16 protein-coding genes are annotated in these 15,155 nt (G+C 71.0%); 8 read left to right on the top strand and 8 right to left on the bottom strand.

All coding sequences use genetic code 11. The features are described from left to right. Positions 1-4 precede the first annotated feature (4 nt). Both ABD785_RS06385 and ABD785_RS06380 read right to left on the bottom strand, forming a co-directional pair. Positions 5-628: a TetR family transcriptional regulator gene (locus ABD785_RS06385; RefSeq protein ID WP_344823186.1), complete on the bottom strand. Its 624-nt coding sequence runs from the start codon at positions 626-628 to the stop codon at positions 5-7. Next, a complete protein-coding gene (locus ABD785_RS06380; RefSeq protein WP_344823184.1) occupies positions 609-2,030 on the bottom strand; it encodes an MFS transporter in 1,422 nt (473 codons plus the stop codon). Before ABD785_RS06380 ends, ABD785_RS06385 begins: the two co-directional genes overlap by 20 nt. Before the next feature lie 100 nt (positions 2,031-2,130). Between ABD785_RS06380 and ABD785_RS06375 the strand changes: the two genes are divergently transcribed. The 7 genes from ABD785_RS06375 to ABD785_RS06345 all read left to right on the top strand — a co-directional run bounded on the left by ABD785_RS06375 (position 2,131) and on the right by ABD785_RS06345 (position 8,131). Next, positions 2,131-2,652, top strand: a complete 522-nt coding sequence (locus ABD785_RS06375; protein WP_344823182.1) for a hypothetical protein — start codon at positions 2,131-2,133, stop codon at positions 2,650-2,652. Between the two features lie 61 nt (positions 2,653-2,713). Beyond that, positions 2,714-3,151, top strand: coding sequence for a hypothetical protein (locus tag ABD785_RS06370; protein WP_344823180.1), 438 nt, complete (start codon positions 2,714-2,716; stop codon positions 3,149-3,151). A gap of 36 nt (positions 3,152-3,187) precedes the next feature. Further along, positions 3,188-4,000 (top strand): isoprenyl transferase, encoded by an 813-nt coding sequence (locus tag ABD785_RS06365; protein ID WP_344823178.1) that lies wholly within the window; start codon positions 3,188-3,190, stop codon positions 3,998-4,000. Between the two features lie 132 nt (positions 4,001-4,132). Beyond that, entirely contained in the window at positions 4,133-5,443 is a 1,311-nt protein-coding gene (phoH2, locus tag ABD785_RS06360; RefSeq protein WP_344823176.1) for an RNA 5'-3' helicase PhoH2, read from the top strand. Positions 5,444-5,739: 296 nt separating this feature from the next. Beyond that, positions 5,740-6,513 carry an aggregation-promoting factor C-terminal-like domain-containing protein gene (locus tag ABD785_RS06355; RefSeq protein WP_344823174.1) on the top strand — a complete coding sequence of 258 codons (774 nt, stop codon included), beginning with the start codon at positions 5,740-5,742 and terminating at the stop codon, positions 6,511-6,513. A 391-nt stretch (positions 6,514-6,904) separates the two neighbouring features. Beyond that, positions 6,905-7,309, top strand: coding sequence for an aggregation-promoting factor C-terminal-like domain-containing protein (locus ABD785_RS06350; protein ID WP_344823172.1), 405 nt, complete (start codon positions 6,905-6,907; stop codon positions 7,307-7,309). A gap of 327 nt (positions 7,310-7,636) precedes the next feature. Further along, entirely contained in the window at positions 7,637-8,131 is a 495-nt protein-coding gene (locus tag ABD785_RS06345) for an aggregation-promoting factor C-terminal-like domain-containing protein (protein ID WP_344823170.1), read from the top strand. 10 nt (positions 8,132-8,141) lie between these two features. On the opposite strand, the gene ABD785_RS06340 is transcribed toward ABD785_RS06345, so the two are convergent. The 5 genes from ABD785_RS06340 to ABD785_RS06320 all read right to left on the bottom strand — a co-directional run bounded on the left by ABD785_RS06340 (position 8,142) and on the right by ABD785_RS06320 (position 13,176). Then, positions 8,142-9,521, bottom strand: coding sequence for a class II fumarate hydratase (locus ABD785_RS06340; protein ID WP_344823169.1), 1,380 nt, complete (start codon positions 9,519-9,521; stop codon positions 8,142-8,144). Positions 9,522-9,568: 47 nt separating this feature from the next. Next, positions 9,569-10,075, bottom strand: coding sequence for a hypothetical protein (locus ABD785_RS06335; protein ID WP_344823168.1), 507 nt, complete (start codon positions 10,073-10,075; stop codon positions 9,569-9,571). A 75-nt stretch (positions 10,076-10,150) separates the two neighbouring features. Further along, positions 10,151-11,473 carry a serine/threonine-protein kinase gene (locus ABD785_RS06330; RefSeq protein ID WP_344823167.1) on the bottom strand — a complete coding sequence of 441 codons (1,323 nt, stop codon included), beginning with the start codon at positions 11,471-11,473 and terminating at the stop codon, positions 10,151-10,153. A gap of 177 nt (positions 11,474-11,650) precedes the next feature. After that, positions 11,651-12,250 (bottom strand): maleylpyruvate isomerase family mycothiol-dependent enzyme, encoded by a 600-nt coding sequence (locus ABD785_RS06325; RefSeq protein ID WP_344823166.1) that lies wholly within the window; start codon positions 12,248-12,250, stop codon positions 11,651-11,653. Between the two features lie 53 nt (positions 12,251-12,303). Beyond that, complete coding sequence (locus ABD785_RS06320) at positions 12,304-13,176, bottom strand: helix-turn-helix transcriptional regulator (protein ID WP_344823165.1); 873 nt, start codon at positions 13,174-13,176, stop codon at positions 12,304-12,306. A 101-nt stretch (positions 13,177-13,277) separates the two neighbouring features. Here ABD785_RS06320 and ABD785_RS06315 point away from each other — a divergent pair, with 101 nt between their 5' ends. After that, on the top strand, positions 13,278-14,681 hold the full coding sequence (locus tag ABD785_RS06315; RefSeq protein WP_344823163.1) for an MFS transporter: 1,404 nt from the start codon (positions 13,278-13,280) through the stop codon (positions 14,679-14,681). Here the strand turns inward: ABD785_RS06315 and ABD785_RS06310 are convergent. Next, entirely contained in the window at positions 14,678-14,989 is a 312-nt protein-coding gene (locus ABD785_RS06310; protein ID WP_344823161.1) for a hypothetical protein, read from the bottom strand. The two genes, ABD785_RS06315 and ABD785_RS06310, sit on opposite strands and share 4 nt — an antisense overlap. Positions 14,990-15,155 lie beyond the last annotated feature (166 nt).

Genomic DNA, 15,155 nt, shown 5'->3' with positions numbered 1-15,155 from the left:
GGCGTCAGCCCTCCTGCGCCGCCAGCGGGAAGCCGGCCTGAAGCAGGTCGAAGCCGCGGCGGAACAGCTCGCCCAGGTCCTCGGCCCCGTCTCCGTCGGCCCAGTAGTAGCTGATCGTGCTGATCATTCCGATCAGGGCGCCGACGAACAGCTGGACCTGGAAGTCGTTCCGGTCGCGTCCGAGGCGTTCGCTCAGCAGCTCGATGAGGATGCCGTGGCTGCCCTGCTGCTGGATGTCCCAGGCCCGGGCGCGCAGGGCGGGCACCGACTGGATCAGCTTGACCCGCGCCAGCAGCCGGTCCCGGTCGGGGCCGACGATCATTTCGCCGAGCGCCGTCTGGAACATCTCCCGCAGGCCTTCGACCGGATCCTCGTCGGCGGCCCGCTCGCGGTACATCGCCTCCATGAGCGGGTCGTACTCGTCGGTGACGACCACGTCCTCCTTGGTGGGGAAGTAGCGGAAGAAGGTGCTCGGCGAGATCTCGGCGGCCTCGGCGATCTGCTCGACCGTGGTGGCGTCGTACCCGTGGGCGGCGAAGAGCCGCAGGGCGTGCTCCTGGATCGCCCTGCGGGTCTTCAGCTTCTTGCGCTCCCGCAGCGGAAGGCGGTCAAGCGACGAGGTGCTCATCCCTCGATTGTCCAACACTCGCGCCCTCCGGGGACGGGCTGATCGCCAGGGTGATGACGACGGTCACGAGCAGCAGCCCCGTGCACGTCCACAGCACGTGGTCCATGCCGGTGAGGAAGGACTCCTGCGCCGCCGCCACGGGACGGCCGCCGAGGGCGGAGGCCAGCAGGCTGCCGAGGATCGCCGCGCCGAACGCGCCGCCGACCATCCGCAGGGTCATGAGCAGCCCGGAGCCGATCCCGGCGCGTTCCACCGTGAGGGCGCCGAGGGCCTGGGCCATCGCGACGGGCAGCACCAGCCCGATGCCGAGCCCGAACGCGGTCAGCCAGCCGGCGACGAATCCGTAGGAGTGACCGGTGAAGGTCCCGGCGAGGCAGCCGGCGGCCATCGTCAGCATCCCTCCGACCAGGATCGGCCGCGTCCCGAACCGCCCGGCCAGGCGGGGCGCGAGTTTCGCGCCGACGACCAGCCCGCCGATCATCGGCAGCCCGCTGAGGCCGGTGCCCAGCGCGCCGGTGCCGAGCAGACCCTGGAAGTACTGCGGCGTCACGAACATCACGCCGAACATCACGAGGGTGAGGGTGATCGCCGGGACCGTCCCGCCCATGAAGGCGCGGTCGCGGAAGAGCCCGAGGTCGACGAGCGGATCGTCGCTGCGCCGGGTCCACAGCACGAACAGGACCAGCGCGGCGGCCCCGCCGGCCAGCGGGCCCCAGACGAGGAGGGCGCCCCAGCCGTGCTCCGGCTGCTCGATCGCGGCGAAGACCAGGGCGAGCAGGCCGCCGGTGGACAGGACGATCGCCGGGAGGTCGAGCCGCGGCCGCCGCTCGGACTTCGACTCGCGCACCAGGAACAGGACGGCCGCGAAGGCGGCGGCGGTGGCGGGCAGGTTGATCAGGAAGATCGAGCCCCACCAGAAGTGGTCCAGCAGCCAGCCGCCGAGGATCGGCCCGAGCGGCAGCCCGAGGAAGCTCGCCCCCGCCCAGATCGCCTGGGCCCGGGGCTGCTCGTCACGGGGGAAGGTCGCCAGCAGGACCGACAGCGCCATCGGGGTGATGATCGCCGAGCCGAGGCCCATGAAGGTCCGGGCGGAGATCAGCCCGCCGGAGCCGCCGGTGAGGGTGGCCATCGCCGATCCCGCGAAGAACAGGGCGAGCCCGATGAGCAGCACGCGCTTGCGGCCGTAGCGGTCGCCGAGGAGCCCGGCGGGGATGAGGAGGGTGGCCGAGACGAGCGTGTAGGAGTCGATGATCCATTGCAGGTCGCCGGTGCTCGCGCCGAGGTCGTCGGCGAGGGTCGGCAGGGCGACGTTGAGGGCGGTCAGGTCGAGGCTGACGACCGTCACGGTGAGGACGAGGGCGACGAGCACCCACCAGCGGCTCTTCATGAGGGAGGCTCCCATATGGTTGTTTCTATATTTTGATAGTAACTTCCAAATTCGAGTCCATGTCAAGCGCGCCCCCGTGCTGGGCAAAGCGGGGATCCCATGTAATTCTGATTACATGGATACAAGTGAAGTGCAGGCGCAGCTTCGCGGCTGGTTCGCCGGCCGCCTCCCGGACGGCTGGTTCACCGGCGCCCCGGAGGTCATCGTCGATCGCGAGGAGATCGCCGTCGTCGGCGTCCTGCCCGCACCGGACTTCCCCGAAGGCGCCGAGGAGGCCGAGCGGGCCGGTCTCGCCGCCGGCACCGTCGCGCGGTTCCGCGAGGACACCCGCGACCAGCGCATCGTCATCGCCCGCGAGGCCGAGCACCGCTTCCAGCGGAAGGTCTCCTGGGGGGCGGCCTGCGAGGGCCACACCGAGATGTTCACCAACCTGTCCGTGCCGGTCATGACCCGGCTCCGCCAGCCCGAGCGGATCGTCCTCGACACCCTCGTGGACTCCGGCGTCGCCCGGTCCCGCTCCGACGCCCTCGCCTGGTGCGTCCGGCTCGTCGGCAAGAACGCCGACGAGTGGCTCGCCGAACTCCGCGAGGCCCTCAGCCACGTCGAGCGCGCCCGGGCGGCCGGCCCCCGCCTCTGAGCGGGCGCGCCTCCGGACGGGACACGCGGGTGCGTGCCGGGAAGGTGGGTATGCCCCCTGCATGGGGGCATTGCGCTGTGTGGACGGATCGTCGCTCATGGTCAGGCCGGTACCGGCGACGGACAGTACGGGGCGGCCCTACGAGGCCAGGCTCGAACTGAGCCGCGACGGCCGCCCGTTCGGCACCGTGGGCCACGGATGCGGCTACTTCCTGGAGCGGGCCGCCGCCAGGCTCGGTGAGGCCGCGGAGGGGGAGCTGTTCGCCTTCGAGCCCTCGGGGCGCGGTCCCGGAGCCTCGGAGATGCGGTGCGTGGTGCGCTCCGCGCCCCGCTGGGACGGGGGCAGCAGCCGCTGGGCGATCGAGAGAAAAGCGATCATCGAGGCGTGGGGAGAGAACGGATCGGGTGTCCGTGTCATCCTCACCGAGCGGGAACTGTCCGCCTTCCTCGACGATGTCCTCACTGCGATCGTTAGGGCGATCGAGGGTTACGGGCGATAATGAGCCGCGAGGACGGCTGAGGAGGGATGATCGCCCATGGAGGTCAAGCGGAGCGTCAAGTCCCGGATCAAGCGCAGCCGACCGTACTCGGCCATCAGGGACGCCGCTTACAAACTGTACGAGAGCCGGGTCGAGGGCGATCTTCCCAAGGATCAGGTGCCCCGGCATGTCGGCGTGATCCTCGACGGCAACCGCCGCTGGGCCCGCGAGATGGGCATGGCCAACGTCAACGACGGCCACCAGGTCGGCGCCCACAAGATCTCCGAACTCCTCGCCTGGAGCTCCGAGGCGGGTGTCGAGGTCGTCACACTTTGGTTGCTCTCGACCGACAACCTGCTGCGCCCGGCCGTGGAGCTCGACCCGCTCCTGCGCATCATCGAGACCACCGTGCAGGGGCTGGCCGCCGCCGGGTACCACGTCAGGCCCGTCGGAGCCCTCGATCTGCTGCCCGACAAAACCGCTGGTGTCCTGAAAGATGCCGGGGAATCCACATCCACCGCCGACGGCCTGATTGTGAACGTCGCGGTTGGGTATGGAGGTAGACGTGAGATCGCTGATGCGGTTCGCTCCCTGCTCCACGAGCAGGCGAGCAAAGGCACCAGCATCGAGGAGCTCGCCGAAGTCCTCGATGTTGAGCACATCGCTGAGCATCTCTACACGCGCGGTCAGCCCGACCCGGATCTGGTCATCCGGACCTCGGGAGAGCAGCGCCTCTCCGGCTTCCTGCTCTGGCAGAGCGCCCATTCGGAATTCCACTTCTGCGACGTCCACTGGCCCGACTTCCGCAGAGTCGATTTCCTTCGCGCGCTCCGTTCCTACGCCGCGCGGCACCGTCGCTACGGCACGTAAGCCCTTCAGCAGAGTTCACAGCCCCGTCATGCTTCTGTCATGTCGGGGTTGTGTCATTCGCGGGAGGCAGTTCGTTGTCATAGCAGCAATCCCCCAGGTAAGGGCGCCTTTCAGGCGTCCGAAGGAGAGCGAGTGGGCACACCCTCCACGCGTCCTGCCACCGCAGTTCGCACCTACGTCCTCGACACCAGCGTCCTCATCGCGGACCCGGCCGCGATCACCAGGTTCGCCGAACACGAGGTCGTACTCCCGATCGTCGTCATCACCGAGCTCGAATCCAAGCGGGATCACCCCGAGCTGGGCTACTTCGCCCGGCAGGCGCTCCGCGCCCTGGACGACCTGAGGCTGGAACACGGCCGCCTGGACGATGCCCTGCCGATCGGCGAGCATGGCGGCACGCTCCAGGTCGAGCTCAACCACTCCGATCCGTCCGTCCTCCCGGACGGCTTCCGGCTCGGCGACAACGACACCCGGATCCTGTCCGTAGCGGCGTGGCTGGCCAAGGAGGGCAAGGACGTCGTCCTGGTCTCCAAGGACCTGCCGCTGCGCGTCAAGGCCTCCGCGGTCGGTCTCACCGCCGAGGAGTACCGGGCGGAGATGACCGTCGAGACCGGCTGGACCGGGATGCGGGAGCTGGAGGTCGGCGCCGCCGTCGTGGAGGAGCTGTACGACGGCGGGCGGGTCGATCACGACCAGGCGAGCGGGCTGCCCACCCACACGGGCCTGAGGCTGCTGTCGGAGCGCGGCTCGGCCCTCGGCCGGGTCATGCCCGACAAGAGCGTCAAACTCGTCAAGGGCGACCGTGAGGCGTTCGGGCTGCGGGGCCGCTCGGCCGAGCAGCGGGTCGCCCTCGATCTCCTCCTGGACGACGAGGTGGGCATCATCTCCCTCGGCGGCCGGGCGGGCACCGGCAAGTCGGCGCTGGCCCTGTGCGCGGGCTTGGAGGCCGTCATGGAGCGCCGCCAGCACCGCAAGGTCGTCGTCTTCCGCCCGCTGTACGCGGTCGGCGGGCAGGAGCTGGGATACCTGCCCGGCTCCGAGAACGACAAGATGTCGCCCTGGGCGCAGGCCGTCTTCGACACCCTCTCGGCCGTGACGACCCCGGAGGTCATCGAGGAGGTTTTGGACCGTGGCATGTTGGAGGTCCTGCCCCTGACCCACATCCGCGGCCGCTCGCTGCACGACTCGTTCGTGATCGTCGACGAGGCGCAGTCGCTGGAGCGCGGAGTGCTCCTGACCGTGCTGTCCCGGATCGGGCAGAACAGCCGGGTCGTCCTCACCCACGACGTCGCCCAGCGCGACAACCTGCGGGTCGGACGGCATGACGGCGTCGCCGCGGTGGTCGAGCGGCTGAAGGGGCACCCCCTGTTCGCGCACGTCACCCTGACGCGTTCCGAGCGTTCCCCGATCGCCGCACTGGTCACGGAGATGCTCAACGAGTAACCCCGGGTAAGGAGAAGTGCACGGCCCGTCATCTGGTTCGCCCCGGATGGCGGGTCGTTTGCCTACATAGCGTGACTTTATTGTTTCGTTACGTTCAAGTGTGAGGAACGTCACAGAACCCGGAACCAACCCCTTGAATCCCATGCCGAGCAGGGCTTTGGGTCAACATTTCACCAAGTTGACAAACGATGAGTCATGTCCAACCCGGTCGATCCGGTTGCGGAGCACCCCCGGCGCTGAGGCAGTGTGTCCCCGGAAGGATCCGAGACTCTTGATCGCCGGGAAGGAGCACGACCGTGTCCGAAGCGCCGCAGTCGGCTTGGGATCCCGCCGGTCCCGAGACTCCGTATCCGGACGTCAAGGTGGCCGGGATCGCGCTGGCGGAGCTGGAGCGCGAGGAGCTGGCGGAACGTCCGGTGCGGCTGGTCCCCGACTACGCCCCGCGCCCCTCGGGCCCCGGCCGGGTCTTCGTGACCGGCGCCGTCGCCGCGGTGGTGCTGGTGCTCGGGGCGTCCGTCTACGCCATCGCCACGTCCGGTGACGACGGCAAGGCGCCCGACGTGCAGGCCGTGGAGACGCTGGCGCCGCCGGCCGACGCCAAGCCCACGCCCGTCAAGGTCGACCCGAAGCAGGACGCGAAGCTGCGCAGGGAACGCGCGGCGAACGCGGCGGCCAAGGACAAGTCGCCGAAGCTCGTCGTGAAGGCCGCTCCGACCGAGCCGGCCGACGCCGACGACCCCAGCGAGGGCGCGGGTCCGCCCGTCGCCCCCGGCACCGCCCAGGCGATCGCCAAGGGCCTCATGCCGGGCCAGGGCTGGGACCCCAAGACCCAGTTCGGCTGCCTGTACAACCTGTGGATGCGGGAGAGCGGCTGGCGCACCACCGCCGGGCGCGTCAACGGCCCCTACGGCATCCCGCAGGCCAACCCGGGCACCAAGATGGCGAGCGCCGGGCCGAAGTGGAAGACCGACGCGGCCACCCAGATCAAGTGGGGCTTCGGCTACATCAAGGGCCGCTACAAGACGCCCTGCGGCGCGTGGGGCCACTTCCAGGCCAACCACTGGTACTGAGCTTCCCGGGCCTGTGAGCCCGGGTGGGGACGAAGCACGCCTTCCTCCCGAACGAACCCCGCACCGTGGCGGGACTCACAACCACATAGCGGCGAGCCGCACAGAGGCCTCCTGCCTCCCTCGCCGCATCCACCCCGGATGAGCGGGTCACCGACCCGCGCTGCGCCCCTTCGGCGCGCCCCTCCGGAGCCCGGTTCGTCGTGATGTCCTGCGACAGCTCTGCCCGGGGTGGACCCTGCCCGCGAGACGCGACCGGCGTCGGGCTGACGGAAGGATCCCTCTCTTGCTCCGCAACCCCCGCGTTGGACGGATTTCCCCCCAGGCCCCCCGTAACCGTTCCATCGGATTGCGCACCGCGGTCGTTACGGCCGCAGCCGGGATGACCCTGACGATGGGCACCGTTCTCCCCGCAGAGGCTGCAACGCCCCAGACCGTCGCCAAGGTGGCGACCGTCCAGAAGGCGGCGAAGAAGAAGGTCAAGAAGAAGACCCGCAAGCAGCGGAACATCGCGATCGCCAAGAAGATGGTGGCGAAGCGCGGCTGGTCGAAGCGGCAGCAGAAGTGCCTCGTGCTGCTGTGGACCAAGGAATCGAACTGGAACCACAAGTCCTACAACCGCTCCAGCGGTGCGGGCGGCATCCCGCAGGCCCTCCCGGCCTCCAAGATGCGCACGGCGGGCAAGGACTGGCGCACCAACCCCAAGACCCAGATCAAGTGGGGCCTTCGGTACATCAAGGGACGTTACGGCACTCCCTGTGGCGGCTGGAACCACTGGCGCTCCAGCGGCTGGTACTAAGCCTCGGGGCCGCACCAGGTCAAGATCGAGTAGCCATGGTCAGGACCGCACAGGCCGACGGCAAAAAACCGGTTTCGATCATGGTGAAACAGGATCCAAGTGTGCCTTCGGCGGTCACGCTACGTGCCGTGTCACCACGCACGGTGAGCGGAGTGCCGGGTTCCGTGCCCGGCGCTCCGCAAGCGCCCCGACGGTCCGCGCCGGAAACGGCCAGGACCTCGTCACGGCATGTCCGCATGCCAGACGCCCGGTCGCCTTACGGCCGCGTCGACCGGGGCGGTAGCTGTCCGCGGCATGGCCGGTGCCGTGACAAACGAAGGAACCACTTTGATCCATCTACGCAGCACCGAACTCGGCAAGCTGGTCAGCGCGGCCGCCGTCGTTCTCACGGCCGCCGGGCTCCTGACCGTCTCGGCCCCGTCGGCCGAGGCGCAGCTGCCGGGAATGGCGTCGCGGGTTCACGGCAGGGTCCATGAGGACCGCGTCCTCAAGCTGATGTCCCACCGCAGGCACTCACCGGTCCGGCGGAACAAGGCCATCGGCCGCGAGCTGGTGGAGAGGTTCGGCTGGTCGCGCCCGCACTGGCGCTGCCTGAACCGGCTGTGGGCCAAGGAGAGCGGCTGGAACCAGCACTCGCACAACGGCGGCTCGGGCGCCCACGGCATCCCGCAGGCGATGCCCGGCTCGAAGATGGCCAGCGCGGGGCCCGACTGGGCGACGAATCCGAGGACCCAGATCAGATGGGGCCTTCGCTACATCCGCTACCGCTACGGCTCCCCGTGCGCCGCGTGGGCGCACTGGGGGGCGACGCACTGGTACTGATGCGCGGAAGCTACCGAGTCATGCCGAGAACGTCGAGGGCGGCGTCCAGGTCCTCCAGGGACAGGGCGCCGCTCTCCACGTGCCCGCGCTCGATCACGACCTCACGGATCGTCCTGCGCTCCTTCAGGGCCTGCTTGGCGACGACCGCCGCCTCCTCGTAGCCCAGGTACCTGTTCAGCGGGGTGACGATCGACGGTGAGCCCTCGGCGTACTCGCGGCAGCGGTCGGCGTCGGCCTCGATCCCGTCGACACAGCGCTCCGCCAGCAGCCGCGTGACGTTCGCCAGCAGGGCGATCGACTCCAGCAGGTTCCTGGCCAGCATCGGAAGCTGGACGTTCAGCTCGAACGCCCCCGAGGCCCCGCCGAACGCGATCGCGGCGTCATTGCCGATCACCTGGGCGGCGACCATGCAGACCGCCTCCGGCAGCACCGGATTGACCTTGCCCGGCATGATCGAGGAGCCCGGCTGGAGGTCGGGAAGACGGATCTCGGCGAGCCCGGCCCGCGGGCCTGAGCCCATCCAGCGCAGATCGTTGGCGATCTTGTTGAGGCCGACCGCGATGGTGCGCAGCACGCCGCTGGCCTCGACCAGGCCGTCCTGGGAGCCCTGCGCCTCGAAGTGGTCCCGGGCCTCCCGCAGCGGCAGGCCCGTCCGCTCGACCAGCAGCTCCACCACCCGGGCCGCGAAACCGGCCGGTGCGTTGATGCCGGTGCCCACGGCCGTTCCGCCCAGCGCCAGCTCACCGAGCCGGGGGAGCACCCCCTCCAGCCGCTCGATCCCGAAGCCGACCTGCGCGGCGTAGCCGCCGAACTCCTGGCCGAGCGTCACCGGGGTGGCGTCCATGAGATGGGTGCGGCCGCTCTTGACGACCTCGGCGAACTCGGCGCCCTTACGCGCGAGAGAGGCCTCCAGCACCCGCAGCGACGGGATCAGCTCGTAGGTGATCGACGCGGCCGCCGCGAGGTGGATGGAGGAGGGGAACACGTCGTTCGACGACTGCGAGGCGTTGACGTGGTCGTTGGGGTGGACCTCGACGCCCCGCTCGGCCGCCAGGGTCGCGATCACCTCGTTGGCGTTCATGTTCGAGGAGGTGCCGGAGCCGGTCTGGAAGACGTCGATGGGGAACTCGGCGTCCCAGCCGCCGGCGGCGACCTCCAGGGCCGCCTCGACGATGCCGTCGGCCTTCTCCTTGTCCAGCACGCCCAGTTCGGCGTTGGCCAGGGCCGCCGCCGCCTTGATCTGCCCGAGCGCCGCGATGTGCGCCCGGGAGATCCGCTGCCCGGAGATCGGGAAGTTCTCGACCGCCCGCTGGGTCTGCGCCCGCCATTTCGCCGCCGCGGGGACCCTGACCTCGCCCATGGAATCGTGCTCGATCCGGAAATCGCTCATGGCCTCAGCCTACGATCGTCCCGGCCGGATTCCGCGCGGCTGATCGGTCACATCTGCCGGGGCCGGTTCCGCAGCCCCAGCTTGGCCGCGGCGGCCCTGAGAGCGTCGGCCTCGGCTCCGGCGGTACGGGCGGCGGCGGCGTCGGGCCTGGTCGTCCTCAGCGAGGCGCCGAGCTCGCCGACGGTCTTGAGCAGGGCGTCGATCGGGGGCGTGAGCGAGCGGCAGAGCACCGGGTCGGTGACGGCGGCCGCCCTGGCCCGGCGCAGCGAGGCCAGCACGCCCGTGTTCGACCGGGCGGCCATGGTGCGGACCACGATGTCGGCGCCGCGACCGGAGCCGATCGGGGCCACGACGCCCTCGCGCAGCGCGTCGATGGCCGGGAACACGGCCGCCTTGAAACGGGCCCTGGCGTGCCCGCCGGCCGGCTTGTCCGGGCAGGCGGGCCCGGCGGCCCCGGTCCCGGCCGGGACGCGCGGCTCGGCGTTGGTGGCCTGGGCGCAGCCCGAGAGGGCCAGCGGGATCAGGATGAGTGCGGCGAGCGGTCTGCCGGGCATGGGGCGCCTCCGATACGAGCGTGGATCTGATGATCACGCTTGTACCGTGAGCGGGGCGTCATGCCCGGTGCGGCTTCAGGGTTTTGCGGGAATCTTGAAGCTCAGGCCGTCGTCCGTGGACTGGAGCTCGCCGCCGATCGTCACCTTGCAGGTGTTCGCGTCGCTGACCGTGACGTTCGCCGGGCGCTTGTTGTAGATGAAGGTGCCGCCCGAGGTGACGGTCTGGGTGAGGACCTCGTCGCGGTTCGGGCCGCCGCCGGTGATCGTTATGGCGCAGTCGCCGCCCCTGGCCGCGATCGTCAGGGCGTCCGGGCTGGCGCTGACCTGGGTCGGGGACTCGGTCTGGGTGAGAGCGCCGCCCGGTTCCTGCTCGTCGCCGCCGGAGAACGCGAACACCGCGACGATCACCGCGACGACGCCGACCACGGGCAGCCCGGCCACGATGAAGGGCCGGAACCGGGCGGCCGAGCTCTGCCGGGCCCGGTGCGCCCCGCTGCGGCGGCTGGGCAGCGCGCTGCCGCTCAGCGACGGCGAGGTCAGGCTCTGCTCCGGCGGGATGGTCATGCCCGCGGACGAGCGCCGGGGGGTGGCCGCCCGTTCGAGCCGCTCGATCAGCTTGGCGTGGTTCAGGCGCTTCTTGGGGTTGCGCTGGAGCAGCCCGCTGATCACCGGGCCGAGCTCGCCCGCCCGCTGGGTGGGGGCGGGGTTGTCGGTCAGGACGGCCGACAACGTGGCCATGACGTTCTCGTGGTCGAACGGCGGACGCCCCTCGACGGCGGTGTAGAGGGTCGCGCCGAGGGACCACAGGTCCGACTCGGGCGTGGCCTTCTCGCCCCTGGCCACCTCGGGCGCGACATAGGCGGGGGAGCCCACGAAGGTCCCGGCCTTGGTCAGCGTGGAGGAGCCGTTGGTGACGGCGAGCCCGAAGTCGGTCAGCACGACCCGTCCGGGGGCGAGCAGCACGTTGGACGGCTTGATGTCGCGGTGCAGGACCCCGGCCTCGTGCGCCTCGTCGAGGGCGTCGACGAGCTGCCGGCCGAGGGCCGCGGCCTCCTCCGGACGCAGCGGTCCCTGGTTCTTGATGTGCTGTTCGAGGGTCGGGGCCTCGATGAGCTCCATGACGATCCAGGGCCTGGCGTGCTCCTGGACGACGTCGTACACCTCGATGATCGACTTGTGCTTGACCCTGGCGGGCGCGCGAGCCTCGCGCAGCGTGCGCCGGTAGAACACGACGCGCTCGTTCTCGTCGAGCTCCGCGGGGAAGCGGATCTCCTTGATCGCGACGTCGCGCTCGAGGAGCTCGTCGTGGGCGCGCCACACCGTGCCCATCGCCCCGTGTCCGAGTGCATGGAGCAGGCGGTAACGCTTCGCGAGTACGAAGTGCTCCGTCTGAGTCATGCCGAGAAAGATACAGGAAGGTCTGGCTTGTAAGACATCGGTTGAGATGTCCTGTGCAGGTGTTCAGAACAGGCCGGGGGCACGGCTCCTGACGCCACCGGTATATCGGCTGCCGCGGCCGTCGAATTCGGTCCGCCGCGGACGTCCGCGGCGGTGCGTTCCGGGACGTCGGCGCCCTCAGCCGAAGTGGAGTTCGGGCGCCACGCTGTCGCGGCCGGCGAGCCAGAGGCCCAGGGCCTCGCGGGTGCCGCGGACCTCGGGAGCGCCGCGGCGGCCCACGGGACGGCCGCCGTCGGCCGGGACGATCCGGTGCCGGAGGGACCGGCGGTTCATCCAGACGCTCAGCTGGAGGCCCTCCAGCAGGATCGCGGACGCCGCGCGGTCGGGCACCTCGCGCTTCAGGCCGAGGCCGCGCAGTACGTCCTGGTGGTGCATGGCCAGATCGCCCAGGATCACCGGGACGGCGATCTTCGAGGTGGCGGTGGGATGGTCGGCCCAGTGCCGGGCCCACTGCATCAGCCGGGTCCTGCTCATCGCGCGCACCCGCTCGGCCTGTGCCCCGTTGGCGGCGTTGATCCGGGCCCCGGCCGACAGCGGGCTTCCGATGAGGACGGTCCGGTAGGAGGCCAGGAAGTAGTCGAGCCCGATCACGTGCCCGAGGACGTCACGGGGGGACCACCCGGCGCACAGCGTCGTGCCGTGGTCGAAGTCCTCGTCCGTCAGGGCGTCGAGGGTGACGATCAGCCGGTGCCGCTCGGCACGCAGTTCCGCGATCAATTGACGTTCCTTCCAACAGCCGGGTCCGCCACCCTACCGGCCGGAAGGAGGCCTCAGCCGTGGGGGCAGGGCGGGATGGCGAGGTCGCCCGCCAGCAGGCGGGTGATGACCGACGCCGTGTGGGAGTCGACCGGGGTGTAGACGCTCAGCCGCATGTCGGCGGCCGGATGGACGGCCAGGGAGGTCGCGTTGAAGGTCATCGTGCCGGTCCGGGGGTGGTTGAAGACCTTGCGGCCGGTCTCGTGCGCGGCGACGTCGTGGGTGTGCCAGAGCTCGGTGAACCGGGGGCTGGCCGCCTGGAGGTCGGTGACCAGGGAGTCCCATTCGGGCTCGCCGGAGTGACGGGCGTAGGCGGCCCGGAAGCGGGCGACCATCCGGGGGATCTCCAGATCGGCCTCGGCGAACGGGTCGCAGTAGGGGCAGGAGAACAGGCACCACAGGATGTTCTTGGGCGCGGTCCCCAGGGTCGGGAACATCGCGATGTAGGCCGCGTTGGCGGCCAGGACGTCGAACCGCTCGGTCAGGACGCAGGCCGGCAGCGGGTTCAGGGCGTCCAGGATGGTGAGCAGCTCGGCCGGCGGATGGCGTTCCACCGGTCCGGCCGGCGGGCGGGGCACCCCGGCCAGCCGGTACAGGTGCTCGTGCTCGGCCGGGTCCAGCCGGAGGGTCCGGGAGACCGCGTCGAGGACCTGGACGCTCGCCCGGATGGGCCGCCCCTGCTCCAGCCACGTATACCAGGTGACCCCGACCCCGGCGAGCTGGGCGACCTCCTCGCGGCGCAGCCCCGGGGTCCGCCTGCGGGAACCGGCGGGAAGGCCGAACTCCTCAGGCGACAGCCGCTCGCGGCGGGTCCGCAGGAACGAGCCGAGATCGGCGCGGCGGGCCGAGGCCGTGGGCCGGTTCCGTTCGGTCGCCGTGGTCGTCACCCGGCCATCGTCTCCGACGGCACCGACGTTATCCAGGTGGCGCTGATACCAGGATGCACAGGCTCCTGGTACCCGGATGAACCGCGGCGCACGATCGGGGCATGACCCAGACCCTCGCCCAGCCCCCCGCCGGGGCGGAACGGCCGGCCCGTTCGGGAGCCGTGCTGGCCGTTCTGCTGACCGGCCTGCTCATGGCCATGATCGACATTTCGATCGTCAACGTCGCGCTGCCCTCGATCGCCTCCAGCCTGCACGCTTCCGGTGCGGACCTCCAGCTCGTCGCCACCGGTTACACCATCGTCTACGCCGTCCTGCTCGTCACCGGCGCCCGGCTCGGGGCCAGGATGGGCCACGGCCGGGCGTTCCGGCTCGGGCTCGCGGTCTTCACGCTGGCCTCGCTGCTGTGCGGGCTCGCCTGGGGCACCGGCGCGCTGATCGCCTTCCGGGGGATGCAGGGGGCGGGGGCCGCGGTGATGCTGCCGCAGGTCCTCAGCCTGATCCAGCGGACCTTCGACGGGCCCGCCCGCGCCGTCGCGATGCGGCGCTATGCCGCGGTGCTCGCCGGGGGCGGCGTCGTCGGCCAGGTGCTCGGCGGCGCGCTGGTCAGCGCCGATCTGACCGATGCCGCGTGGCGGCCGGTGTTCCTGGTGAACGTGCCGATCGGGCTGGTCCTGCTGGTCGCCGCGGGCCGGATCCTGCCGTCGCTGCCCGGTCCCGCCCGCGGCCACGACGTGCCGGGGCTGCTCGTGCTGTCCCCGGCGGTCCTGGCGTTCGTGGTGCCGCTGGTGCTCGGGCACGAGCGCGGCTGGCCGCTGTGGGGCTGGATCACGCTCGCCGGTTCGGCCGTCCTGTTCGGGCTCTTCGCGCTGACCCAGCGCCGGTCCGCCGCCCCGCTCGTCCCCGGACGTCTGCTGCGCCTGCCCGGCATGCGGGCGACGATCCTGGCGATGTTCGTCGCGATGGCGGTCTTCGCCGGGACGTCCATCGCCATGACCCTGCACTTCCAGGGCGGCCTCGGCTACTCGGCCCTGGAGACGGGACTGGCCTTCCTGCCGACGGCGATCGCGTTCGCCTTCATCAGCCTGAGCTGGGGGCGTCTGCCCGCCCGGCACCACCGGAGCCTCAGCACGGCCGGTTTCGCCGTCGCGAGCGCCGGGACCGCCGCGCAGGCCGCCGCGTTCTCCGGCGGCGGCACCCACGGGTGGTGGCTCTACCCGGCGCTGGCCGTCGGCGGGCTCGGGATGGGCGCCGCCTTCGGCCCGCTCATGGCCCTCCTGCTGACCCGCGTCCCGCCCGCCGACGCCGCCGAGGCCAGCGGCATCCTCGGCATGGTCATCCAGCTCTCCCAGGTCGTGGGCGTCGCCACCCTCGGGACCCTGTACCTCTCGCTGGCGCGCACCGGCGGCTCCGCGCACGCCGTCACCGTCACGCTCCTCGCGGCCGCCGCCCTGCTCCTGGCGGGCGCCGCCTGCTCGTTCCTCCTCCGCACCCCGGTATCCCGCTAGGGCGTGCGGCGGGCGGCGACGACGAGGAGATAGCCGAGGAGCACGGCCGCGGTGCCCGCGGCGGCGAGGGCGGTGATCTGGCCGCCGGTCACCGGCAGGCCCGCGTTCCCGGCCGGTGGCGCGGGCACGCCGGGTGCGCCGGGCACGCCGGGTGCGCCCGGAGCGCCGGATTCGACCGGCAGGACCCGGACGGTCACCTGGGTGCCGCCGTGGTCGTCGGAACGGCCGGACCCGGCATGCGCGGCGGTCCCGCCGAGGACGAGGAGGGCGATACCGACCAGCCAGGCGAACCCCGTACGACGCCGCATTCTTCCCCCTTCGGATATGCCATCAAAGGGGGTGCTGCCCGCCTGTTGGGGGCTTGTATCCGATTCGGTGGTGAACCTGCTGAATTTGACCTTGAGGAGACCACGGTATTGCCCGACTCCGGCTTGTGAATGCGGACTGACCTGCGGGTCGGCCTTTACAGTCGCG

This window comes from Actinocorallia longicatena (genome assembly GCF_039534125.1).
GTDB classification, from domain to species: Bacteria; Actinomycetota; Actinomycetes; order Streptosporangiales; family Streptosporangiaceae; genus Actinocorallia; species Actinocorallia longicatena.
Note: the sequence above shows the minus strand (reverse complement) of the source record. Positions and strands in the feature narration are given on the sequence as shown.